The organism is Brevibacterium sp. Z349TD_9 (assembly GCF_056173565.1).
Window position 1 is genome coordinate 1,041,727 of the sequence record NZ_CM149680.1, and the last position, 21,976, is coordinate 1,063,702.

At 69.4% G+C, this 21,976-nt stretch carries 20 protein-coding genes; 14 read left to right on the plus strand and 6 right to left on the minus strand.

What is annotated here, in order from left to right; all coding sequences use genetic code 11:
- The first annotated feature begins 14 nt into the window (after window positions 1–14).
- Together AC0VYB_RS04630 and AC0VYB_RS04635 are read left to right on the plus strand one after the other, a co-directional pair.
- The gene (locus tag AC0VYB_RS04630; RefSeq protein ID WP_140955530.1) at window positions 15–1,757 is read left to right on the plus strand and encodes an FAD-dependent monooxygenase; all 1,743 of its coding nucleotides are present in this window, start codon (window positions 15–17) and stop codon (window positions 1,755–1,757) included.
- Window positions 1,758–1,800: 43 nt separating this feature from the next.
- Entirely contained in the window at window positions 1,801–2,376 is a 576-nt protein-coding gene (locus tag AC0VYB_RS04635) for a DoxX family protein (RefSeq protein WP_140955531.1), read from the plus strand.
- Between the two features lie 91 nt (window positions 2,377–2,467).
- On the opposite strand, the gene AC0VYB_RS04640 is transcribed toward AC0VYB_RS04635, so the two are convergent.
- Window positions 2,468–3,148 carry a GntR family transcriptional regulator gene (locus AC0VYB_RS04640; protein ID WP_140955532.1) on the minus strand — a complete coding sequence of 227 codons (681 nt, stop codon included), beginning with the start codon at window positions 3,146–3,148 and terminating at the stop codon, window positions 2,468–2,470.
- 89 nt (window positions 3,149–3,237) lie between these two features.
- A complete protein-coding gene (locus AC0VYB_RS04645; RefSeq protein WP_198500769.1) occupies window positions 3,238–3,801 on the minus strand; it encodes a hypothetical protein in 564 nt (187 codons plus the stop codon).
- A 214-nt stretch (window positions 3,802–4,015) separates the two neighbouring features.
- On the opposite strand from AC0VYB_RS04645, the gene AC0VYB_RS04650 reads away from it, so the two are divergent.
- The 8 genes from AC0VYB_RS04650 to AC0VYB_RS04685 all read left to right on the plus strand — a co-directional run bounded on the left by AC0VYB_RS04650 (window position 4,016) and on the right by AC0VYB_RS04685 (window position 12,166).
- Window positions 4,016–4,765: a sirohydrochlorin chelatase gene (locus AC0VYB_RS04650; protein ID WP_140955533.1), complete on the plus strand. Its 750-nt coding sequence runs from the start codon at window positions 4,016–4,018 to the stop codon at window positions 4,763–4,765.
- Between the two features lie 155 nt (window positions 4,766–4,920).
- A complete protein-coding gene (locus AC0VYB_RS04655; RefSeq protein WP_140955534.1) occupies window positions 4,921–6,636 on the plus strand; it encodes a nitrite/sulfite reductase in 1,716 nt (571 codons plus the stop codon).
- Window positions 6,633–7,358 carry a phosphoadenylyl-sulfate reductase gene (locus AC0VYB_RS04660; protein ID WP_137825464.1) on the plus strand — a complete coding sequence of 242 codons (726 nt, stop codon included), beginning with the start codon at window positions 6,633–6,635 and terminating at the stop codon, window positions 7,356–7,358. The genes AC0VYB_RS04655 and AC0VYB_RS04660 overlap by 4 nt, the downstream gene beginning before the upstream one ends.
- The gene (gene cysD / locus AC0VYB_RS04665; RefSeq protein ID WP_181365659.1) at window positions 7,355–8,263 is read left to right on the plus strand and encodes a sulfate adenylyltransferase subunit CysD; all 909 of its coding nucleotides are present in this window, start codon (window positions 7,355–7,357) and stop codon (window positions 8,261–8,263) included. The genes AC0VYB_RS04660 and cysD overlap by 4 nt, the downstream gene beginning before the upstream one ends.
- A complete protein-coding gene (locus AC0VYB_RS04670) occupies window positions 8,263–9,582 on the plus strand; it encodes a sulfate adenylyltransferase subunit 1 (RefSeq protein ID WP_475385060.1) in 1,320 nt (439 codons plus the stop codon). The genes cysD and AC0VYB_RS04670 overlap by 1 nt, the downstream gene beginning before the upstream one ends.
- On the plus strand, window positions 9,579–10,370 hold the full coding sequence (gene cobA, locus AC0VYB_RS04675) for a uroporphyrinogen-III C-methyltransferase (RefSeq protein ID WP_119296349.1): 792 nt from the start codon (window positions 9,579–9,581) through the stop codon (window positions 10,368–10,370). The genes AC0VYB_RS04670 and cobA overlap by 4 nt, the downstream gene beginning before the upstream one ends.
- Window positions 10,367–10,693, plus strand: a complete 327-nt coding sequence (gene fdxA, locus AC0VYB_RS04680; protein WP_063249194.1) for a ferredoxin — start codon at window positions 10,367–10,369, stop codon at window positions 10,691–10,693. Before cobA ends, fdxA begins: the two co-directional genes overlap by 4 nt.
- A gap of 72 nt (window positions 10,694–10,765) precedes the next feature.
- Window positions 10,766–12,166: an FAD-dependent oxidoreductase gene (locus AC0VYB_RS04685; RefSeq protein ID WP_063249193.1), complete on the plus strand. Its 1,401-nt coding sequence runs from the start codon at window positions 10,766–10,768 to the stop codon at window positions 12,164–12,166.
- A 4-nt stretch (window positions 12,167–12,170) separates the two neighbouring features.
- Here the strand turns inward: AC0VYB_RS04685 and AC0VYB_RS04690 are convergent, their stop codons facing one another.
- The 3 genes from AC0VYB_RS04690 to AC0VYB_RS04700 all read right to left on the minus strand — a co-directional run bounded on the left by AC0VYB_RS04690 (window position 12,171) and on the right by AC0VYB_RS04700 (window position 17,937).
- Window positions 12,171–14,432, minus strand: a complete 2,262-nt coding sequence (locus tag AC0VYB_RS04690; RefSeq protein ID WP_063249192.1) for a response regulator transcription factor — start codon at window positions 14,430–14,432, stop codon at window positions 12,171–12,173.
- Between the two features lie 290 nt (window positions 14,433–14,722).
- A complete protein-coding gene (locus AC0VYB_RS04695; protein ID WP_222064871.1) occupies window positions 14,723–16,066 on the minus strand; it encodes a serine hydrolase domain-containing protein in 1,344 nt (447 codons plus the stop codon).
- Window positions 16,067–16,107: 41 nt separating this feature from the next.
- On the minus strand, window positions 16,108–17,937 hold the full coding sequence (locus AC0VYB_RS04700) for a biotin carboxylase (protein WP_144588017.1): 1,830 nt from the start codon (window positions 17,935–17,937) through the stop codon (window positions 16,108–16,110).
- 13 nt (window positions 17,938–17,950) lie between these two features.
- On the opposite strand from AC0VYB_RS04700, the gene AC0VYB_RS04705 reads away from it, so the two are divergent.
- From AC0VYB_RS04705 to AC0VYB_RS04720, 4 genes are all read left to right on the plus strand, one after another.
- Complete coding sequence (locus AC0VYB_RS04705) at window positions 17,951–18,847, plus strand: hypothetical protein (protein ID WP_144588015.1); 897 nt, start codon at window positions 17,951–17,953, stop codon at window positions 18,845–18,847.
- A 101-nt stretch (window positions 18,848–18,948) separates the two neighbouring features.
- The gene (locus tag AC0VYB_RS04710; protein WP_063249189.1) at window positions 18,949–19,398 is read left to right on the plus strand and encodes an FAS1-like dehydratase domain-containing protein; all 450 of its coding nucleotides are present in this window, start codon (window positions 18,949–18,951) and stop codon (window positions 19,396–19,398) included.
- Window positions 19,395–19,838: a MaoC/PaaZ C-terminal domain-containing protein gene (locus tag AC0VYB_RS04715; RefSeq protein ID WP_009379115.1), complete on the plus strand. Its 444-nt coding sequence runs from the start codon at window positions 19,395–19,397 to the stop codon at window positions 19,836–19,838. The genes AC0VYB_RS04710 and AC0VYB_RS04715 overlap by 4 nt, the downstream gene beginning before the upstream one ends.
- Window positions 19,835–20,908 carry a UDP-N-acetylmuramate dehydrogenase gene (locus AC0VYB_RS04720; protein ID WP_063249188.1) on the plus strand — a complete coding sequence of 358 codons (1,074 nt, stop codon included), beginning with the start codon at window positions 19,835–19,837 and terminating at the stop codon, window positions 20,906–20,908. Before AC0VYB_RS04715 ends, AC0VYB_RS04720 begins: the two co-directional genes overlap by 4 nt.
- 29 nt (window positions 20,909–20,937) lie before the next feature.
- Here the strand turns inward: AC0VYB_RS04720 and AC0VYB_RS04725 are convergent, their stop codons facing one another.
- On the minus strand, window positions 20,938–21,963 hold the full coding sequence (locus tag AC0VYB_RS04725; protein ID WP_063249187.1) for an adenosine deaminase: 1,026 nt from the start codon (window positions 21,961–21,963) through the stop codon (window positions 20,938–20,940).
- Window positions 21,964–21,976 lie beyond the last annotated feature (13 nt).

Consider the following 21,976-nt stretch of genomic DNA (forward strand, 5'->3'; position numbering starts at 1 on the left):
AGGAGACGACCACCATGAGAATCGAGACCACCGACGTCCTCGTCGTCGGCGCCGGCCCTGCCGGACTCACCGCCGCCGCGTGCCTGGCCAGGGACGGCATCGACGCCATCACCGTGAGCAAGTTCCCGAGCACCGCGCACACCCCGCGGGCCCACATCACCAATCAGCGGGCGATGGAGATCTTCCGCGACCTCGGCATCGAGGACGAGGTGCTCGCCGCCTCCCTGCCCGGAGACGGCATGGGCACGAACGTCTTCGCCACGAGCGTCGCCGGCCGCGAGCTCGCCCGGATGGACGCCTGGGGGAGCGGACCGGCACGTCGCGCCGACTATGCCAATGCCAGCCCGAGCTCGATGTGCAACATCGGCCAGCACGACCTCGAGCCGATCCTGCGCCGGCGGGCCGAGGACCTCGGCGGCGACCTGCGGTTCTCCACCGAGCTCGTCGCGATCAGCCAGACCGCCGACCACGTCGAGGCCGAGATGCTCGATCGTGCGACCGGTGAGCACTACCTCGTGCGGGCGCAGTACGTCGTCGCCGCCGACGGCGGTCGCAGCCTCATCGCCGAGGAGCTCGGCTTCCCCTTCGAAGGGGAGACCGGTCTCGGCTCGGCGATCAACATCTGGATCGAAGCCGACCTCGAGAAGTATCGCGCACACCGCCCCGGAGCGCTCTTCTTCACGATCCAGCCCGGCCGCGACTTCTGGCTCGGGGCCGGCACCTTCGTCACCGTGCGGCCGTGGACCGAATGGGTGCTCATCGTCGTCTACGACCCCGAGACGGAGACGATCGACACGAGCGAGGACGGACTGCAGGAGCGCATCGGCAAGGTCATCGGCGATCCGAGCGTCGACGTGCGGATCAAAGGGGTGAGCGAATGGCAGATGAACCACCTCGTCGCATCGACCTACCGCCGCGGACGTGTCTTCCTCGCCGGGGACGCCGCCCACCGGCACCCGCCGGCCAACGGCCTCGGCAGCAACACCTCGGTGCAGGACGGGTACAACATCGCCTGGAAGCTCGCGCACGTCGTCACCGGCCTCGCCGGACCCGACCTGCTCGACACGTATGACGCCGAACGCCGGCCCGTCGGCCGCCAGGTCGTCGACCGGGCCCTGGCCAGTGTGCAGGCCTTCGGGCAGGTGCCCTCGGCCCTCGGCTGCCGGATCGGGCAGACCGATGCCGAAGGGCAGGCCGCGCTCGACGAGTTCTTCAGCGACACCCCGGCCGGAGCGGCGAGCCGCAGTCACCTCGACGATGTGCTCGCGCAGAACGAGTACCACTTCAACGCCCACGGTGTGGAGCTCGGTCAGCGCTACGAGTCGACGGCGGCCGTCACCGACGGTGAGCCGATGCCCGCCTACACCCGCGATGCCGAGCTCTACTACCAGCCGACGACGTGGCCGGGCGCCTACCTGCCGCACGTGTGGGTCGTGGCGGACGGACGGAAGGTCTCGACCCTCGACCTCACCGGCGGCGGGGAGTTCACCCTGCTCACCGGGATCGGCGGCAAAGCCTGGGAGGACGCCGCCGAGGCGGTGTCCGCCGACCTCGGCATCCCGCTGCGCACTCGGTCGATCGGTCGCGGTGAGGACATCGACGACGCCTACGGCGCCTGGGCGAAGGCGCGCGAAGTCGGCGACGGCGGCGCCGTGCTCGTCCGGCCCGACCGCTACATCGGGTGGCGGGCTCCGGGCATGGTCGCCGATCCCGAGGCCGCCCTGCGGGAGGCCGCCGCCGCGATCCTCTCCCGCTGACCGCACCACCTGTCCACTCACAGCTCAACCGTTAGGAGACACCATGAACACAGGACTGCTGCTCTTGCGCGGCGTCGTCGGCGGACTCATCCTCGGGCACGCCTCGCAGAAGGCCTTCGGGCTCTTCGGCGGGGGCGGACCCGACGGCACCGCGCCGATGTTCGAGAAGTGGGGCTTCGTCCCCGGCAAGTCGATGGTCAAGCTCGCCGCGACCACGGAGTCCGTCGGCTCCGGGATGCTCCTCCTCGGTGCCGGCACGCCGCTCGGTGCGGCGATGGTCAGCGGCACCCTCGCCGTGGCCGCCTCGGTGAATGCGAAGAACGGCCTGTGGGCGATGAAGGGCGGATACGAGCTGCCGCTGCTCTACGCCGCCGGTGCCGGGGTCCTCGGGTTCACCGGGCCCGGGGAGTACTCCGTCGACGGTGCGCTCGGGCTGACGAAGAAGTACGGCGTCGCCAGCGGACTCGCCTCCCTCGCCCTCGCCGCGGTCCCGGCGACCGCGTTCATCGTGTGGTCGCAGCGCAACCGCGCCGAGGCGGAGGCCGCAGAGGCACGGGCCGCTGACGCCGCCGACGAATCGGTCGTCGTCACCGAGACGGAGACCGTCCCCGCGAACTGACGGGCCGGGCGCGTCGCGATTCCGGCGACGCGCCCGTTTCTGTGCCTGAAAAGCCTGCGCCCGACACTCTGCACCGACCCAGCGGTGCCTCTCACCCCTGGGTGCGGGGAAGGGGCGACGACAGCCCTTCGGAGAGGATCTCCGCCGTCGTCGCATAGTGCGCGCGCAGCGCCTCGGTCGCGGCGTCGACGTCGCCGGCCAGCGCCGCCTCGAGGATCGCGCGGTGCTCGTCGATGCCGTCGCGCTTCGGCTCCCGCTGCACCGCCCAGCGGCGGTAGAGGGCGGTGGCGTCGCGCAGCGACTCGGTCATCGCGAGCAGTCGGGGGCGCCGGCATCCGGCCAGCAGGGCCGCGTGGAAGGCCGTATGCGCCTGCTCCCACTCATCGGACATCGTCCGCGGCGCGTCGGGTGCCGTCATCGGTGTGCGCTCGAGGCGGTGATGGGCGGCGACGAGATCGGATTCCCAGTCGACTCCGCCGTGCTCGATCGCCCCGCGCAGGGCGAGGACTTCGAGGTCGATGCGGGTGTCGGTGAGATCGCAGAGATCCTCGGCGGTCAGCGGCATGACGCGGAAGCCGACCATGGGCTCGGCGACGACGAGCCTCTGCTCCGTCAGCCGCGTCAGACACTCCCTGATCGCGCTCACACTCGCACCGTAGCGCTGCCCGAGATCGGCGAACTTGAGCTTCTGCCCGGGCGCGAAGACGCCGCCGAGGATGTCGGCGCGGATCTGTCCGTGCACCTTGTCGGTGCTCGCCCGTTGACGTGACATGGAGCCACTCTAGCCTATATTCGCAAATGCCGGTGTTGTTCGAACAAACTCCGTGCGCGAACAAACTCCGTGCGCGACCCACTCCCAGCTTAGAAGCTCACGTCGTCCTTGTTGAGTCCCGGGAACAGCACCTCGTACTTCACCATCGCATCCTTGTGGTCGATGAGCTCGACCGTGCCGAAGTACGTCATGTCCTTGACGACGACATCGCAGGGCTCGAAGCCGCTCCACGCCGTGACCTCCATGTCCGTGTCGCACGTGGCCTCCTCGACCTCGAGGTCGAACTTGTTCCTGAAGAGATCGACGAGATCGGCTTCGAGCGAGGCGGCGGGGATCGTGCCGTTGCCGTCGGCGTCGATGTCCATCCCCTCGTCGCTCGCCCACGACTGGGCGCGGGCGGAATCGGCGAAGGGATCCTCCGACGGTGCCCCCTCCGTCGACGCCTCCTCGGATGACCCCGCCTCGGACGAACTCGGCGCGGTCGACCCCGCCCCAGTCGAATCCGGAGTGCTCGGGTCCGCTGAGGACGGTGTGTCATCGGCGGGCGCATCCTTTTCCCCGCCGGCTCCGCAGCCGGTCAGGCCGAGGCTGAGCGCGAGCACGGACGCGGCGACGACGGCGCGCATCCTGGGGGCGGTGAGCATGGGGGACATCGGGACTCCTCGGGTGGGGTGACGGGGTGGGACTGATGCCATTCTCTCCGCGGAACCCCGCGTCCGCGGGCCTGACGATGTGCGCATTCTGCGACATCGGTGTCCGACCCGACGCAACAACGGCCCGACGACGTGCGCCGACGGCACTGTGCGCCGACGACGCCGTGTGACGTCGGCGTTGACCGCGCGAGTCCCGGCTTGGCACGATAAGCCGATGCCCACCCCTGCGCTCGGTCTCATCTCCCACGGCACCTCGTCCCCCGAGGGGCAGGCCGTCATCACCGCCCTCGCCGAGGCGGTCGCCGCCGACGTGCGGCAGCGCGGGATCACTGACACCGTCGTCCTCGGGCACGTCGACGTGCAGGCCCCGGATGTCGCCGAGGTGCTCCGCCGTCTGCCCGCCGACCGGCCGAGCGTGCTCGTCCCCCTTCTCCTCTCCCCGGGCTATCACGTCCATGTCGACCTCGCCGAGGCGGTCACCGCCGCAGGCGGCCCCGCCCCGGACAGTGCCGGCTCCGCCCACGAGGCGGTGCGCGACATCCGCGTCGCCGGCACCCTCGGGCCCGACCCGCGGCTCGCGGAACTCCTCGCACAGCGCATCGGGGCCCTGACCGCCGACGACGAGGTCGTCCTCGTCGCGGCCGGCTCGAGCGACGAGCGCGCCAACGATGCGAGCCGCGCAGTCGGACGCCTCCTCGCCGACCGCCTCGGCCGGCCCGTGCAGACGGCGTTCCTCGCCGGCGAACGCGACAATCTCCGTGACATTGTTGAGCAGAAGTGCCGCCTCGGTGAGCGCCTCGTCGTCGCCAACCTCCTCCTCGCCCCCGGCTACTTCGACGACCTCGCCGCGCGCCTCGTCGACGGCGTCGGCGGACGCCTCGCCGACCCCCTGCTGCACGGCACGTCACCAGCGTCGCCGCTGCTCGTCGACATCGTGCGCGAGCGCATGATGGCAGTCCTCTGAGGCTGCGTCAAGCCCGCCCTGCGGAAACGTCTTCCGCTGTCGCGGACCGTCATATGTCGAAACATGACAGGCTTTGGCCATCCTAATTTGTTGAGCAATTCTGTTAGCCTGTAGCGTGACTGACCAAGCAATCGCACCAGCATGGGGAGTTGGCTATGTCCACAGATGTGGAGCAGCGCGGCGCGAAGCCCGCAGGCAAGGCCGCAGCGCGACCGAAGAAGTCCAACGGACAGTGGAAGATCGACGGTCACGAACCGCTCAACAAGAACGAAGTCGACAAGGCCGAGGACAACGGCCTCAACGTCCGCGCGCGGATCGAGGAGATCTACGCCAAGGGCGGGTTCGCCTCGATCGACCCCGATGACCTGCACGGTCGCTTCCGCTGGTGGGGTCTCTACACCCAGCGCAAGCCCGGCATCGACGGCGGTCGCACCGCCACCCTCGAACCCCACGAGCTCGAGGACGAGTACTTCATGCTCCGGGTCCGCATCGACGGCGGCAAGCTCACGACCGAGCAGCTGCGGACGATCGCTGACATCTCGAACGACTTCGCCCGCGGGTCGGCCGACCTCACCGACCGGCAGAACATCCAGCTCCACTGGGTGGCCATCGAGGACGTCCCGGAGATCTGGCGCCGCCTCGAAGCGGTCGGTCTGCAGACGACCGAGGCCTGCGGGGACGTCCCGCGCGTCATCCTCGGCTCGCCGGTGGCCGGGATCGCCGCCGACGAGCTCATCGACCCGACCCCGGCGATCGAGGAGATCTCCCGCCGCTACATCGGGGATCCGAGCCTCGCGAACCTGCCGCGCAAGTACAAGACCGCGATCACCGGTCACCCCAGTCAGGACGTCGTCCACGAGATCAACGACTGCTCGTTCGTCGCCGTCGAACACCCCGAGCACGGCATCGGCTACGACCTCTGGGTCGGCGGTGCCCTGTCGACCGTGCCCCGCTTCGCCGAGCGCCTCGGCGCCTGGGTCGCCCCCGACCAGGTCGTCGAGACCTGGCTGGGCGTCACGGAGATCTTCCGCGACTACGGGTACCGCCGGCTGCGGAACAAGGCGCGCCTGAAGTTCCTCATGGCCGAATGGGGTCCGGAGAAGTTCCGCGAAGTCCTCGAGACCGAGTACCTCGGCTACGCACTCGCCGACGGTCCCGCCCCGGACAAGCCGCTGACGGCCGGTGACCACGTCGGCGTGCACCGGCAGGCCGACGGGAAGTACTACATCGGGGTGAGCCTCATCGCCGGTCGGGCGTCGGGCACCCTGCTCGGGCAGATCGTCGACCTCGCGGAGAAGTACGGCTCGACCCGGCTGCGGACGACCCCGCACCAGAAGATCCTCCTCCTCGACATCGCAGAGGACGACATCGACGACGTCGTCGCCGGTCTCGACGCCCTCGGGCTCTCGAGCCGGAAGGACCTCTTCCGCCGCTCGACGATGGCCTGCACCGGCATCGAGTTCTGCAAGCTCGCGATCGTCGAGACGAAGCAGACCGCCGCCGATGCCGTCGCGCAGCTCGAGGCCCGTCTCGCGGGCATCGACCTGCCCCACCCGATCAGCCTCCACCTCAACGGCTGCCCGAACTCGTGCGCCCGGATCCAGACCGCCGACATCGGCCTCAAGGGTCAGCTCGTCACCACCGAGGACGGCACCCAGCAGCCCGGCTTCCAGGTCCACGTCGGCGGGGGACTGGCCTCGCAGGACCGCGACGAGGCCGGCCTCGGCCGCACCGTGCGCGGACTCAAGGTCACCGCGGAGAACCTCAGCGACTACGTCGAGAAGCTCGTGCGCCGCTTCCTCGACGGCCGCGGCGAATCCGAGACGTTCTCCGAATGGGCGCACCGCGTCGACGATGAGGAGCTGGTATGAGCACGCGCACCCTCGATGATCTCCGTGCCCTCGCCGAGGCGGGGAACCGGGAGCTCGCCGGTGACCCGGACAACGGGGTGGCCGAAGCCGCCCCCGCCGACGTCATCCGCTGGGTCTCGCGGAACGTCGACACCCGGGCCGCGGCCGTCGCGTGCTCGATGGCCGATGCCGCGCTGCCGCACTTCGTCGCCCAGTACATGCCCGGCGTCGACGTCCTCTTCCTCGACACCGGCTACCACTTCGCCCAGACCTATGAGACCCGCGACGAGGTGGCCCGGACGATGGATGTGCGCATCGTCGACGTCCTCCCCGAGCAGACCGTGGCCGAGCAGGATGCCGAATTCGGGGCCGAGCTCTTCGCCCGCGACCCGGGCCTGTGCTGCGCCCGCCGCAAGGTCGCGCCCCTGAAGAAGTCCCTGTCCGGCTACGAACTCTGGTTCACCGGGGTGCGCCGTGATGAGGCGCCGACGCGGGCGAACACCCCGCTCATCACGTTCGACGAGAAGAACGGCCTCATCAAGGTCAACCCCGTCGCCGCGTGGTCCTTCGACGACCTCCTCGACTACGCCGGCGCCTTCGGCGTGCCGGTCAATCCACTCATGTCCCAGGGCTACCCGTCGATCGGGTGCGAGCCCTGCACGCGTCCCGTCGCCCCGGGGGAGGACCCCCGGGCCGGACGCTGGGCAGGTTTCTCCAAGACAGAATGCGGGCTGCACGTATGAGCATCGACCACCAGGCACCGACGACCCTCGACGTCCTCGAGTCCGAGGCCATCCACATCATCCGCGAAGTCGCCGCGGAGTTCGAGAAGCCGGTCCTCCTCTTCTCCGGCGGCAAGGACTCCGTGACCGTCCTCCACCTCGCCCAGAAGGCGTTCTGGCCGGCGAAGATCCCCTTCGGCCTCCTCCACGTCGACACCGGGCACAACTTCCCGGAGATCCTCGACTACCGCGACCGCACGGCCGAGCGCTTCGGCCTCGAACTCACCGTCGCGAAGGTCCAGGACTACATCGACGACGGACGGCTGCGCGAACGCCCCGACGGCACCCGCAACACCCTGCAGACCCAGCCGCTCATCGACGCGATCGCCGCCGGCGGCTACGACGCGGTGTTCGGCGGGGCCCGCCGGGACGAGGACAAGGCCCGGGCGAAGGAGCGCATCATCTCCCTGCGCGACGCGTTCGGCCAGTGGGACCCGAGCAACCAGCGGCCCGAGCTGTGGAACCTCTACAACGGCCGTCACGTGCCCGGCGAACACGTCCGCGTGTTCCCGATCTCGAACTTCACCGAACTCGACGTGTGGAACTACATCGCCCGCGAGGGCATCGACCTTCCGCCCCTCTACTACGCCGCCGACCGCGAAGTCTTCCACCGTGACGGCATGTGGTGGGCGACGGGAGAGTTCTCCGCCCCGCGCGCGGACGAACCCGTCGTGACCAAGTCCGTGCGCTACCGCACGGTCGGGGACATGAGCTGCACGGGCGCCGTCGAATCCGACGCCGCCGACATCGCCGCCGTCGTCGCCGAGGTGGCCGTGACCACCGTGACCGAACGCGGCGCCACACGCGCCGACGACAGGATCTCCGCCGCCGCCATGGAGGACCGGAAGAAGGACGGATACTTCTGATGACGACCATCGCCCCCACCACCACGAAGACCCTGCTGCGCTTCGCGACCGCCGGGTCCGTCGACGACGGGAAGTCGACGCTCGTCGGCCGCCTCCTCCACGACGCGAAGGCGATCCTCGCCGACCAGCTCGCGCAGGTCACAGCCACGAGCGCCGAACGCGGCTTCGTCGGCGGCGAATTCGACTTCGCCCTCCTCACCGACGGGTTGCGCGCCGAACGCGAACAGGGCATCACGATCGACGTCGCCTACCGGTACTTCGCGACCGACCGGCGCTCGTTCATCCTCGCCGACTGCCCGGGACACGTCCAGTACACCCGCAACATGGTCACGGGCGCGACGACCGCTGATGCCGTCGTCGTCCTCATCGACGCCCGCAACGGCGCGACCGAGCAGACCCGCCGCCACCTCACCGTCGTCCACCGCCTCGGCATCCGCCACGTCATCGTCGCGATCAACAAGATCGACCTCCTCGACTACGATGAGGCCGCCTTCGCCGAGGTGGCCCGTGAGGTCGGTGTGATCACCGAGGAGATCGGCCTCGAGGCACCCCACCTCATCCCCGTCTCCGCGCTCGCCGGGGACAACGTCGCTGCCGCCTCGGCGAACACCCCGTGGTACGAGGGTCCCTCCCTGCTCGAACTCCTCGAGACCCTGCCGAGCATCGAGGAGGACCAAGCCGACCTCGAGCCCTTCCGCCTCGACGTCCAGTCCGTGCTCCGCCCGCAGGGCGGACTCGCCCCCGGACTCGATCCCGAGGACTTCCGCGACTACCGGGCCGTGACCGGGCAGATCACGTCGGGACGGGTCCGCGTCGGCGACGAGATCGACGTCCACCCGGCCGGGATGCGCACGAGAGTGACCGGCATCGACACCGCCGACGGCCCGCTCGAATCCGCCGGAGCCCCGCTCTCGGTGGCGCTGCGGCTGGCCGACGACATCGACACCGCCCGCGGCAGCGTGCTCGCCGCCGCCGGCAGCCTGCCGCCTGTGCGCAAGACCCTGCGCGCCGAGGTCTTCCCCTTCACCGCCGCAGGCCTCCGCACCGGCGACCGAGTGCTCGTCAAGGCCGGGACGACGACCGTCAAGGGCATCATCGGCATCGAATCCCGCCGGAACCTGCTCACGAACGCATCGGAACCCGCCGAGGTGCTCGCCGGCAACGACATCGGCGTGGCCGAGGTGCGGCTGTCCGCGGCGCTCACCCTGCCCGACTTCCGCATCCACGGCCGTGCCGGAGGATTCCTCGTCATCGACGAGCAGACCGGAGCGACCGTGGCCGCCGGCATCCACACCCCCGCCGAGGAGGACGAAGGATGAGCATCGACCGCTTCGCCCCCGGCAGCGTCCTCCTCGTCGGCGCGGGACCCGGGACCCTCGACCTGCTCACGGTTCGGGGACTGCGCGCGCTCGAGACCGCCGACGTCATCGTCGCCGACCGCCTCGGCGCCCGCACCGTCCTCGACGACCTCGCCGCCGAACGGGGAGAGCCGCTGGACGCGGAGATCATCGACGTCGGCAAGACCCCCGGACACCACCCGGTGCCGCAGCAGCGGATCAACGAGATCCTCGTCGAACAGGCCCGCGCCGGCCGCCGGGTCGTGCGACTCAAGGGCGGGGACCCGTTCGTCTTCGGCCGCGGGAGTGAGGAGCTCGCCCACCTCCGGGAGGCAGGGATCGTCGCCCAGGTGGTCCCCGGCGTGACGAGCGCGAACTCGGTGCCCGCGGTGGCCGGGATCCCGCTCACCCACCGCAGCCTGGCTACGACGTACACCGTCGTCACCGGCCACGACCAGCTCAGCGACCTCGGCGGGGGACGCGACCACACCGTCGTCGTCCTCATGGGCATCGGGACGCTCACCCACTCGGCGATGGTGCTCGCCCGCGGCGACCGCGGCGGCGACTGCCCCGTCGCGATCATCGAGGACGGCTACGGCAAGAACCAGCGGGTGACGGTCGGGACGCTGAATACGATCGCCTTCCAGGCCGCACACCGGGGTGTGCGCTCACCGGCCGTCGTCATCGTCGGCGACGTCGTCCGGCTCAGCCCTTACGCCGCCGGTGCCTTCGACCAGAACCACCGACCAGCCCTGACGAGGACCCCATGACCTACATCATCGCCCAGCCCTGCGTCGACGTGAAGGATCGGGCCTGCATCGAGGAATGCCCCGTCGACTGCATCTACGAAGGCGAACGCAGCCTCTACATCCATCCCGACGAATGCGTCGACTGCGGGGCATGCGAACCCGTGTGCCCTGTCGAGGCGATCTACTACGAAGACGACGTGCCCGAGCAGTGGGAGTCCTACTACACCGCCAACGTCGAGTTCTTCGAGACGATCGGCTCTCCGGGAGGTGCCGCCGGCTTCGGCGTGAGCACCTTCGACCACCCCATCATCGCGGCCCTGCCGCCGCAGAACACCGAGGAGTGAGGGCAACTCCCTCACGACCCCGACCCTGACCGGGCACACAGTCGATGTGCCCGACGACGACTGAGGAGAACCATGACCCGTCCTTTCCGTGTGGCTATTGTCGGTGCCGGTCCCGCTGGGATCTATGCGGCTGATCTGTTGACGAAGGCTGAGCGTGATTTCGAGGTGAGCATCGATCTCTTCGAGCGACTCCCAACCCCGTTCGGTCTGGTCCGCTACGGAGTGGCTCCGGATCATCCGCGGATCAAGGGCATCATCAACGCCCTGATCAAAGTCCTCGACCGGGGAGACATCCGCCTGTTCTCCAACGTCGACTACGGCACCGACATCACCTTGGACGAACTCACCGACCGGTATGATGCGGTGATCTTCTCCACCGGGTGCATCACGGATGCGCCTCTGAACATTCCCGGCGTCGACCTTGAGGGCTCGTTCGGGGCGGCGGACTTCGTCAACTGGTACGACTCGCACCCGGATGTCTCCCAGTCCTGGCCGCTCGAGGCCGAGTCCGTGGCGGTGATCGGGAATGGGAATGTGGCCTTGGATGTGGCCCGGGTGCTGGCGAAGCAGGCCGATGACATGCAGGTCACGGAGATCCCGGATCATGTGTATGAGGGTCTGAAGTCCTCGAAGGTCACCGACGTCCATGTGTTCGGCCGCAGGGGTCCGGCACAGGCGAAGTTCACCCCGCTCGAGCTGCGGGAGCTCGGGCATGTGCCGGATGTCGACATCATCGTCTATCCGGAGGACTTCGAGTTCGATGAGGGGTCGATGGAGGCGATCGAGTCATCGAATCAGGTCAAGCAGGTGGCGAAGACGCTGACCGATTTCACGCTGCGTGAACCGACCGGTGCGAGCAGGCGGCTGCATCTGCACTTCCTCCATGCCCCGACAGAGATCCTCGGCGATGGGCAGGTCGAAGGTCTGCGCACCGAGCGTCAGGAGCTCGACGGGACGGGCAACGTCCGCGGCACGGGCGAGTTCGTGGACTGGCCGGTACAGGCGGTCTACCGCGCCGTCGGCTATGCCGGCTCAGCACTGCCGCAGCTGCCGTTCGATCCGCGCCAGGGTGTCATCCCCAACCATGAGGGGCGTGTCGTCGACACCTTGGATCAGGCCGAAGCCCCGTCTGCTGATGTGGTGGCGGGTGTGTATGCGACCGGCTGGATCAAGCGTGGTCCAGTGGGTCTGATCGGGCATACGAAGGGTGATGCTCTGGAGACGATCGGGCATCTCATCGCTGATCGTGGTGCGGGTGTTCTGTCGGAGCCGGTGTTTCCCGAGGAGTCGGCGATCGTCGACCTCCTCGAGTCCAAGGGTGTGGATTTCGTGGATTGGGAGGGGTACCACCGGGTCGAGGCTGCCGAGAAGGCCGCTGGTGAGGTTCGGGGTCGTGAGAGGGTGAAGATCGCCACCCGTGAGGGGATGCTCGCCGCCGCCCGCGATGCCGCGCGCGCCCAGTCCGTGAGCTGATCCACTACGAGAAGTAGCCGTTGCGGTACCCGTACTCGACGGCGTCCCGGCGGTTGCGGACCCCGAGCTTGCGGTAGATCGCGGAGAGACGGTTCTTCACCGTGCCCTCGGCGAGGGAGAGATCGGCGGCGATGCGCGCGAGCGGTGTGGCCTTCTCGAGTCGGTAGAGCAGATCGAGCTCATGGGAGTCGAGCAGACGGTTCTCCACCCTGGCCTCCGACATCGTCACCGGCAGATCGAGGAGACGCGCCCGCAGCTGGGCTCCGGTGACCGGGGACATCGCGAACGTGTCGGCGATCCACTCCCACTGCGGGAAGTCGACGGTCATCTCGACGAAGTACGACCGGAGGTCGCTCGGCAGCAGCGCGAAGGGCAGGACCGAACCGGAGACGACACAGTAGTCGAGGGCGTTGCGCACATCGGCCAGTGCCGCCGCCTCGCGGCCGCGGCGGACGAGGGCTGCTGCACGCAGTGCCAGGGCCGCGCCCTTCTCCCGTGGGTCGGTGCCGGTGATGAGCACCTGGGAGGTGAAGGAGTCGACGACGTCGTGCTGGCCGAGGGCGAAGGCGACACGGGCGCGGGAGAGACCGTGTTCCCGGTCGAGTCGGGACGCCTTCGACGCGAGCGCCTGCGCCTCCCGCAGCGCTCCGGTCGCCACGGAGAGCATCGTCGTCAACGAGAACGTCGACCCCATCACCTGCGGTTCATGACCGGCCATCGGGGACTCCGGGGCCAGCGCGTGCTCCTTGAGATAGAGCTCCGCATTGCCCGAGTACATCGCGTGCAGGGCCTCGCCGTAGCGGAAGACGCCGGATCCGCGATGGGCGGGGGAGAGGGTGCGCGCGAGCGCGATCGCCGCGGCGGAGGCGACGAGGTCGAGCTGGTCGAGGGCCCGGTGCAGGCGCGGGGTGTTGGCGATGTAGTCCGTCTGCAGGGTGTGGAATTCGAAGCGGGCCCGCAGCTCGTCGTAGCGGGAGAGCACCTGCTCGCTCTTCGGGCCGAAACCCGCAGCGATGTAGCCGACGGCTGCCACCGCGAGTGACGGGAGCAGAGGGAAGGGCTCGAAGGGGAGGATCGATTCGGCGATGACGACGGCGCGTTCGACGAGGTGCAGGCCTCGGCGGACGTCCCCGGTACGAGCGAGATCGAGGCCGCGCTCCATGAGGAGACGGGCATCGTAGAGGCGCGAGAGCGAGCCCGAGCCGGACTGCCGGGCGAAGATGAGCTCCATGCCCGCCTCGGCGGCGGCCACTGCGCCGTCGAGATCGCCGTGCTGCCGGCGGTCGCGCATGGTCCGCAGGGTCATCACCGCCACCTCGTCGGCGGTGAAGTCACCGTCGTCGAGGCGCGCCCTCTCCTGCTCGAGAGTGGGGACGTCGAGGCGGTCGAAGGTGACGAGCGGAAGGACCTCACGCGGGTCGGTCGATCCCGTGCGGTTGCTGATGTTCGCGATCTCTCGGGCCGCGCTCTGCGCTTCGGCGAGGACGAGCGACCCGCGGACGACGGAGGCGGGGACGGAGAGGATCGTGTGGACGGCGGCGACGAACTCCGGGTAGAAGACGTTGAAGCCCCGCTCCGACCACACCTCGGTGAGCAGAGACCACGCCCCGAGATCGCCGATGAGGGCGAGCAGCGCATCGGGACGCACCGTGCCGACGTCGAGGAGGGAGCGGTGGGACTCCTCGAGCTCGAGTCCGAGCGCCTGCCTCGGCGAGATCCGCCCCTCCGGGGGATTCGGACCGATCCTGCGGGCCACGGCACGGATGAGGCCCGGCATGACATAGCTGCCCGCGTGCTTCGGGCAGAGGCTGAGCACCCCGGTGAAGACGAGTTGGGAGGTGAGCTCGTCGGCGCTCGGGACGGCGTCGTCGGGTGCCTCGCCGATGCGGGGGATCGCGCGATGGGCGAGCGCGATGAGGGGCGCCTCGATGGTCTCGACCTGCGCGACGAGGAGGAAGAGGCGCACGGCGGGGGAGTCCCAGTCGAGGGAGTCCGCATCGAGGGAGAACGGGGCGAGCAGGGTGCTGTAGTCATCGGCGGCGACGGCGTCGAGCGCGACCCGTGCGCGCTGGGCGCCGCTGACGACGGTGCGGGCGAGGCTGATATGACCGGCGGTGAGGTCGAACAGCGTGCGGACGGTCTCCTCCGACAGCGTCCCAGCGGTCAGTCCGGCCGAGAACTCGGCGAGATCGTCGATCCGCTCACCGAGGATCGCGTCGAAGGGGCCGGGCTCGGGGGAGGAGTGCGTCGGGGGATGGGGGATCACCTGTGTGCCTTCGGTCGTGCGTGAGGCGAACCTCGGCGGAGGCGCCGCGGCTCACTGGCGCAGCTGGGGAACGCTGCAGCTCCTGGGTCGGAGCACTTTCCAAGGCTACATTCAGCCGGGGCGCGAATCTGCGCGGGAAGCGCCGGGATGACCCGTCGGTAACCTTCGATGACGTCGATGTGACTTCGGGGTCGCAATTGTCCGGCAGGAATCCCTGCCGCCGGGCGGCCGGGCCCGCCGCGGCGGATGGGTGGTCCGCAGCCCCCGGGGCACGAGGGCTGCGGCTGACCTCACCGCGCGGCGGGAGCGTCGACGTCGGGGCGGGCCACGGTCTTCGCGAGGGCGTCGAAGGCCCGGATCGTCGGGAAGAGCTTCCGCGCGTCCTGCGGCAGCCCCCAGCTGGAGAGCTTGACGCCGACGAAGGAGGCTCCGGGGTTGATGTAGATCATCTGCCCATGGATGCCGAGCGCGAGGAAGGCGTGCGAGTCCGGGTACGGGAACCAGAACTGGTTGCGGTACATCCCGCCGGGCATCCGGTTGTCGCCGGGGCTGTCGGCGAATGCCTGCCTCGTGTCCTCGCTGCCGGTGAGCGTGTCGCCGATCCACGAGGTGGGGACGACCTGTTCGCCGGTGAGCGAGACGCCGCGATTCGAGTAGAGGTAGCCGAAGCGTGCAAGATCGCGCAGGGTGGCATTGATGCCGCCGTCGAACATTCCGACGCCGAACTGGTCGGTGGCGATGAGGGCGTCGCGTTCGGCACCGATGCGCGACCACAGCACCCGCGACATGAGCGTCTGCATGCTCTCACCGGCGACCTTCTCGCACACCCAGCCGAGCACGTCGGTCTCGCACGAGCGGTACTCGAACGGTCCGCCGTGCGGGGCCTTCTGCTCAAGCGTGCGCAGGTAGGCGTACATGCCCACCGCCTCGGGGGAGGGCTCCTCCTCCGACCAGCCGATGGCCCGCTCGATCTGCCGGACCTCGGACTCCGGGTCGAGGTAGTTCTCGGAGAACCGGATGCCCGAGCGCATGTCGAGGATGTCGCGCACCGTCGCTCCTGCATACCCGGACTCTGCGAGCTCGGGGACGTAGTCGGTGACGAGTCGGCTCGTCTCGATCTCCCCGGCGCCGACGAGGACCCCGGCGACCGTGCCCACCAGCGACTTGCTCACCGACATGAGGAGATGCTCGGTCTCCGGCCGCATCGCGCCGAAATACTCCTCGGTGAGCACGGTTCCCTGGTGGAGGACCATCCACGCGTCCGTGTCGCTCGACTCGATGACGCTGCGGACGCTGCGGGCCGCGGAGTACTCCGTCTCCGGGATCTCGATCCCGCCGAGATCCCGGAGGTCGACGGGGAACTGCGCGACCGGGCCGTCTCCGCGGGAGATCGGCGTCGTCGGCAGCACCTCGTCGACGTGCTGGAACGACCAGCGCACATGCTCGGCGTCCTGCCAGTTGTCCTTGTCGACGCCCTCACCGGAGTCGACCGGGATCGGCTCGGCGTGCGGGGCGAGCGACTCAGCGGGGTCGGTCGGGGCGACGACCGCCTCGGCGGAGGGACCGGCAGGAGCCGACCCTTCCGCCGCGAGGGCAGGGTCGGGCAGGGTCGGATCCGAAGACGCTTCGGTCACACTTCACCTCTCGATCTGTGCAGGGGTTGAGGACGAGACTATCAGTCGCCCTTCGCCCCCGGTCCGCCGATCGTCGGCGCGGGATCCTCCGCGGCGACGGGAACTCCGGCGTACATCGCACGGATCGAGTCGATGAAGTGCTTGGCACGGATGCTCAGGGACTTCTTGCCGTCGGCATCGACCTGGAGCGGGTTCTTCGTCACGAGGACACCGAGGTCGGCGCCCTTCCACCGGTACTCGCCGGCTCCGTAGATGCGGAGGAAGAAGACCTCGCTGCCGTTCTGCAGAGGATGCCAGTCGAGTGCTGCCCGCTTGTACGTCAGCGTCCCGTACTGGTCGAGGAAGTACTGTCCGGTCAGCGGCGAGTGCGTGATGTACTCGGTGATCGGCGCGGTCTCCTTGATGACCATCTGGCTCCACTCGTCGGCTCCGGAGAGCTCCTCCCACCGTTCGTTGATCTCGTCGACGTCGAGGTCGAACTCGACGTCGAGGTACTCGAGGAGGTGGAAGAGGAAGAGCGGAACGTCGGCGTAGGCTCCCGCGGTGACGTTGGTGATCGCCGAGGCTCCGGAGATCCGGGGGTTGAGCTCGCCGAGGTAGACGTCGTTGGTGTCGAGATCGACGAGGACGTCGACCTCGAAGAACCCGCGGTAGCCGCGCTTGCGCAGGCCTTCGCCCATCCGGCGGACGAGCTCGCGGGCCCGCCCGCGCTGGTCGGCGGTGAGGACATCGGGCGTCATCTCGTTGCCGCACCAGCCGCCCTTGTAGGGGGTGAGCTCGGGGAATCCGGCGAGCTCTGTGAGGAACGGGCCGACGACGACGCCGCTGCTCGTGATCACGGCCTCGACCGCCACAGGCGTGTTGTTGATCCGCTTCATCACCTTGAGCTGCTCGCCGATGATGTCGTCCCGGTGCTTGTCCCATTCCTCCTCGGAGGCAATGAAGAACGTCGTCTTGCCCGAGTCCCCGTAGGGGGTCTGCACGACGAGGTCGGTGCCGAGACCGGCCTCCGTCGACGCCTTCGTCAGCTCCTCGTACGTGTCGGTCGTCGTGAGGACGTTGGGCACCGAGTAGGCACCGGCTTCGTTGCCGAGCTTCGTCGTCTCGATCTTCGAATCCAGCTGGTTGCGCAGCTTCGCCGAGGGGAGGATGAGGTCGTAGCCGAGCTCCCTGCAGATCCATTCGGTCTCCTCGTCGAAGAAGACCATGGCGACCTTCGGGCGCTCGCCGTGGGGGACGTTGCGGGTCATGTGCGCGCGGACCTCGGCGTTGAGCAGGAGCCAGTTGTTGATCGCTTCCCCTGATTCGAACTCGACGAACGGCTTGTAGCGGGGCGAGAACACGCGCGGGTGTCCCCCGTCCCAGCCGTCGTAGTACGTGATGTAGGAGAAGTTGCGGACCCAGCGGTCGAGACCGAGGAGGTTGAACGGGGTGGCGCCGATGAAGTAGATCGGCGTCTGGTTCGTACGGAAGAAGTGGCGGACCTCGGAGATGTTGCGCAGCGGGCGGCGCAGCTGGGCGCGGTCGGCCTCCTTTCCGGCGTAGGCGGCGTCGGTGCCGACGTGGACCTCGGCCTCGGCGGGGTCGGTGAGTCCGGGCTCGACGGGAGCGAGGGGCTCGACCGGGGCTGCAGCGGGTGCGGTCACCGGGGCCGCGGGTGCCGCGGCCGGGGCGGCCACCGATGCGGCGGCCACTTCGGCGGCTGGTGCCGGCGCGGGTGCGATGGGGGTGCCGGGAGCCGGCGGAAGGGCCGGTTCGACCGGGGCGGCCGGTGCGGGGGCCGCAGCGGCGGCCGGGGGAGCTGCGGCTGCCGGTGCTGCGGCTGCGGGTGCCGCAGCGGTGGCGGGGTCGGTCGCCGCCGCAGCGGGCACGGCGACTCCGTCCTTGACCGCCCGTCGCTTGGCCTCCGGAGCGGCGGGCGCGGTCGACTTCGCCGCCGGAGCCTTCGCGGCCGTCGACTTCTCAGCGGCAGACTTCGTCGCGGCAGTCTTCTTCGCTGCGGGAGCCTTCTTCGTCGAGGGAGCCTTGGCAGCCGTCGACTTCGTCGCAGTCGACGTCTTCGCCGCCGTCGACTTCGTAGTCGACTTCTTCGCCGCCGTGGTCGCCGTCGAGGACTTCGGCGTCGAGGACTTCGCCGCGGGCGTCTTCGCTGCCGAGGACTTCGCCGTGGAGGACGTGCTCGCGGCGGACTTCGTCGCCGCGCCCGTGGTCGGCTTCGCCGCCGTGCTCGCGCCCGTGGCCGGCTTCGCCGACGTGCTCGCGGCAGCCGGCGTCGTCGTCGACGATTTCGCCGGTGAGGACGAGTTCGTCTTCGCCGCGCCGCTCCTGCCGGCGGACGTGCTCGTGCTCGCCGGTGAGCTCTTCGCCGTCGAGGCGCTCTTCGCGGACCCCGACTTCGCCGTCGAGGACGTCTTCTTCGCCGTCGGACTCACCTTCGTCGTCGCCGTCTTCGTCGTGGGCTTCTTCGCGGCGGCCGATGTCGCCGTCGTCGTCTTCGCCGGAGGCTTCTTCGTCGCTGACGTCTTCGCAGCCGATGCGGGCGACTTCGCGGAGGTCGAGCCTCCGGACTCCTTGTTGCCGCGGGGGGCGGCGGACGATGAGCTCGAGGGGTGGTTCGTCATTGCAGTGCTCCTTAGGGAAACGCCCGACGCCGGGGTTTCGTCGGCTCTGCCGGGGCTTCGGGTGACGCCTACAGCAGATGTGATGGGGACAACTTATCTCAGTTTTCGACGCCTGAGGCCGATGGTGCACCAATTGGGTGAATGGGAAGCGAAATCGTGACCACGGGCGAGGGTTCCTTGACCGAAGTCGCCGATTCCGCGTGCCCGGGTCGGTGAAGTTAGGCTGGGGCGAGTACCGACCTTTGTCGAAAGAGAGCAGACATGCCGGTGAATGCCGACAAGCAGGGAACCTCGTACACCCTGCCGCGTCCCTATGACGTCTCCCGTGAGGCGATCGCCGAGTTCGCCCGCGCGACGAACGCGACGGCCGACTACCACTTCGACCCCGCCGCGGCTGAGGCCCTGGGGTACAGGGACGTCATCGCCCCGACGACGTTCGCCGTGATCATCGCGCAGCGCAGCGAGGCCGCCTACATCTCCGACCCCGACTCCGGCATCGACTTCTCGAAGGTCGTCCACGGCTCGGAGCAGTTCAGCTTCGCCCGCTCGATCGTCGCGGGCGACAGCCTGCGTGCGACGACCCACGTCGACGGCGTCCGTGCCGCCGGCGACAACGCCATGATCACCACCCGCACCGAGATCACCGATGCCGCCGACCAGCCGGTGGTCACGGTGACCTCGACCATCGTCGTGAGAGGAGACGGAGAATGAGCCTCGTCGACCTGTCCCAGCTGAAAATCGGCGACGTCGTCGTCGAGACCGAGATCCCGCTCTCACGCGCCTCGCTCATCGACTACGCCGCCGCGTCGGGCGACCACAACCCCATCCACTGGTCGGAGCGCTTCGCGCAGGAGGTCGGCCTCGAGGGCGTCATCGCCCACGGCATGCTCTCGATGGCCGTCGTCGTCTCCCCGATCGCCGAATGGCTCGGCGACCCGGGGGCCATCGTCGACTACCGCACCCGGTTCTCCGCCCCCGTCCTCGTCCCCGACGCAGAGTCGGGTCCGCCGTCGACGCCGACCACTGCGCTCACCCTCACGGCGAAGGTCGGCGCCGTCGACCCGGCCGTCGGCACCCTGCGCATCGACGCCACCGTCACCGCAGGCGGCACCGACGTGCTCAGCCGCACTCAGATCCGGGTCGGACGGTGAACCTCTCCGAGCTCACGACGTTCCACCTCGGCGGGCCAGCCCCGGACCTCACGGTCGCAGGCTCCCGGGAGGAGCTGCTCGCGTTCGCCGCTGACAATGCCCTCGACCCGAGCGCACCCCGGATGCCCGGCATCCTCCTCGTCGGCGGCGGATCGAATCTCCTCATCGCCGATGCGGGCTTCGCCGGTCCCGTCGGCGTCGTCGCGACGAAGGGCGTTGAGACCACGGAGCTCTCCGACACCCATGCCCAGGTGACCGCCGAGGCGGGGGAGGACTGGGACGACTTCGTCGCCGGCACGCTCGCGCAGGGTCTCACCGGGCTCGAGGCCCTCTCCGGGATCCCCGGATCGGTCGGGGCCACCCCGATCCAGAACGTCGGGGCCTACGGGACCGAGGTCGCCGAGCTCATCACCTCCGTCGAGGTCTACGACCGCGTCGCCGGGCAGATCCGTTCGCTGAGCGCCGCAGAGCTCGAGTTCGGATACCGCACATCACTGCTCAAACGCGCCCAGCAGGCCGCGGGCACCCCCGCCCACATCGTCCTCTCGGTGACGTTCACGCTCCAGCGCGGACCGGGATCTCTGCCGGTGCGCTACGCCCAGCTCGCCTCGGCGCTCGGGGTCGGGATAGGCGAGAGCGTTCCGGCCGCCGACGTCCGCGACGCCGTGCTCGCGTTGCGCCGGTCGAAGGGGATGGTGCTCGACCCGGACGACCATGACACGTGGTCGGCAGGGTCGTTCTTCACCAACCCGATCGTCGACGCGGAGGCCGCGCTGCCCGCGGAGGCTCCGCGCTTCCCGGTCACCGATCCCCTCAGCGGGGCACCGATCCCCGGGCTGACGAAGACCTCGGCCGCCTGGCTCATCGAGCGCGCCGGGTTCGACAGGGGCTTCGCCCTGCCGGGCGCTCGTGCGAGCCTGTCGACGAAGCACACGCTGGCTCTGACCAACCGCGGCGGGGCGACGACCGCCGACGTCCTCGACCTCGCCCGAACCGTCGTCGCCGGAGTCGAGGAGCGGTTCGGGATCGTCCTCGAGCCCGAACCCACCTTCGTCGGCGCGAACCTGTAGGCCTGGGCCCGGGGCCGGAACCCGGCCCCTCAGGCCGTCGTCCGGTCCTCCAGCCACGCGTCGATGTCGGCTCCGGCGGCCTCGCGCACGGACTCGGGGGCGGCCGAGATCGCGAACGAGTCACGGGCCAGGCCGGCGAGTTCGCCGGGGGTGAGACCTAGCTGCTCGGCGAACCGGTACTGGTCGACGAGTCGGGTGTGGAAGATGAGCGGATCGTCGGCACCGAGGGCGACCTTCGCACCCGCATCGAGAAGCGTCCGCAGCGGCACCTCATCGATGTCGGGGTAGACGCCGAGGGAGACGTTCGACCCCGGACACACCTCGAAGCCGACACCTGCCTCGACGATCTCGCCCAGCAGCTGCGGATCCTCACCGGCCCGGATCCCATGCCCGAGGCGGTCGGGGGAAAGGTCGCGGACGACCGAGCGGATGTGCTCGGGACCGAGCAGCTCCCCGCCGTGCGGGACCGAGAGCAGCCCGGCGCGGCGGGCGATGTCGAAGGCCCGGGCGAACTCCGCGGTCTCACCTCGGCGCTCGTCGTTGGACAGTCCGAAGCCGATGACGGTGCCCGGACCTTCACCGGCGTGGTGGGCGGCGAGACGGGCGAGCATCCGCGCATCGAGGGGGTGCCGGGTGCGGGAGGCGGCGACGATGATCGCCATCCCGAAATCGTCGTCGCTGGCCTTCGCCGCCTCGTCGAGGATGATCTCCAGGGCCGGGGTGATGCCGCCGACGAACGGGGCATACGAGGTCGGGTCGACCTGGAGCTCGAGCCAGCGGGACCCCTCGGCCCGGTCGGCTGCCGCCGCCTCACGGACGAGTCGGCGCATGATGTCCTCCCCGCGGACGACGCCGCGGGCCATGTCGTAGAGGCGTTGGAAGCGGAACCAGCCGCGCTCGTCGGGACTCAGTCCCGTGACCTTGTCGGCGAAGAGCTGATCGGACAGGCTCACGCCCGCCTCGGCGGCGAGGTCCTGCAGGGTGTCGGCCGACATCGAACCGGTGAAGTGCAGGTGCAGGTGTGCCTTGGGCAGGGACACGAGAGGGTCCGTCATCTGCCCAAGGATA

Excerpts from the sequence above, each read along its gene's own strand:
- AC0VYB_RS04630 (WP_140955530.1), top strand. The coding sequence starts at position 15 with ATGAGAATCGAGACCACCGACGTCCTCGTCGTCGGCGCCGGCCCTGCC.
- AC0VYB_RS04635 (WP_140955531.1), top strand. The coding sequence starts at position 1,801 with ATGAACACAGGACTGCTGCTCTTGCGCGGCGTCGTCGGCGGACTCATC.
- AC0VYB_RS04640 (WP_140955532.1), bottom strand. The coding sequence starts at position 3,148 with ATGTCACGTCAACGGGCGAGCACCGACAAGGTGCACGGACAGATCCGC.
- AC0VYB_RS04645 (WP_198500769.1), bottom strand. The coding sequence starts at position 3,801 with ATGTCCCCCATGCTCACCGCCCCCAGGATGCGCGCCGTCGTCGCCGCG.
- AC0VYB_RS04650 (WP_140955533.1), top strand. The coding sequence starts at position 4,016 with ATGCCCACCCCTGCGCTCGGTCTCATCTCCCACGGCACCTCGTCCCCC.
- AC0VYB_RS04655 (WP_140955534.1), top strand. The coding sequence starts at position 4,921 with ATGTCCACAGATGTGGAGCAGCGCGGCGCGAAGCCCGCAGGCAAGGCC.
- AC0VYB_RS04660 (WP_137825464.1), top strand. The coding sequence starts at position 6,633 with ATGAGCACGCGCACCCTCGATGATCTCCGTGCCCTCGCCGAGGCGGGG.
- cysD (WP_181365659.1), top strand. The coding sequence starts at position 7,355 with ATGAGCATCGACCACCAGGCACCGACGACCCTCGACGTCCTCGAGTCC.
- AC0VYB_RS04670 (WP_475385060.1), top strand. The coding sequence starts at position 8,263 with ATGACGACCATCGCCCCCACCACCACGAAGACCCTGCTGCGCTTCGCG.
- cobA (WP_119296349.1), top strand. The coding sequence starts at position 9,579 with ATGAGCATCGACCGCTTCGCCCCCGGCAGCGTCCTCCTCGTCGGCGCG.
- fdxA (WP_063249194.1), top strand. The coding sequence starts at position 10,367 with ATGACCTACATCATCGCCCAGCCCTGCGTCGACGTGAAGGATCGGGCC.
- AC0VYB_RS04685 (WP_063249193.1), top strand. The coding sequence starts at position 10,766 with ATGACCCGTCCTTTCCGTGTGGCTATTGTCGGTGCCGGTCCCGCTGGG.
- AC0VYB_RS04710 (WP_063249189.1), top strand. The coding sequence starts at position 18,949 with ATGCCGGTGAATGCCGACAAGCAGGGAACCTCGTACACCCTGCCGCGT.
- AC0VYB_RS04715 (WP_009379115.1), top strand. The coding sequence starts at position 19,395 with ATGAGCCTCGTCGACCTGTCCCAGCTGAAAATCGGCGACGTCGTCGTC.
- AC0VYB_RS04725 (WP_063249187.1), bottom strand. The coding sequence starts at position 21,963 with ATGACGGACCCTCTCGTGTCCCTGCCCAAGGCACACCTGCACCTGCAC.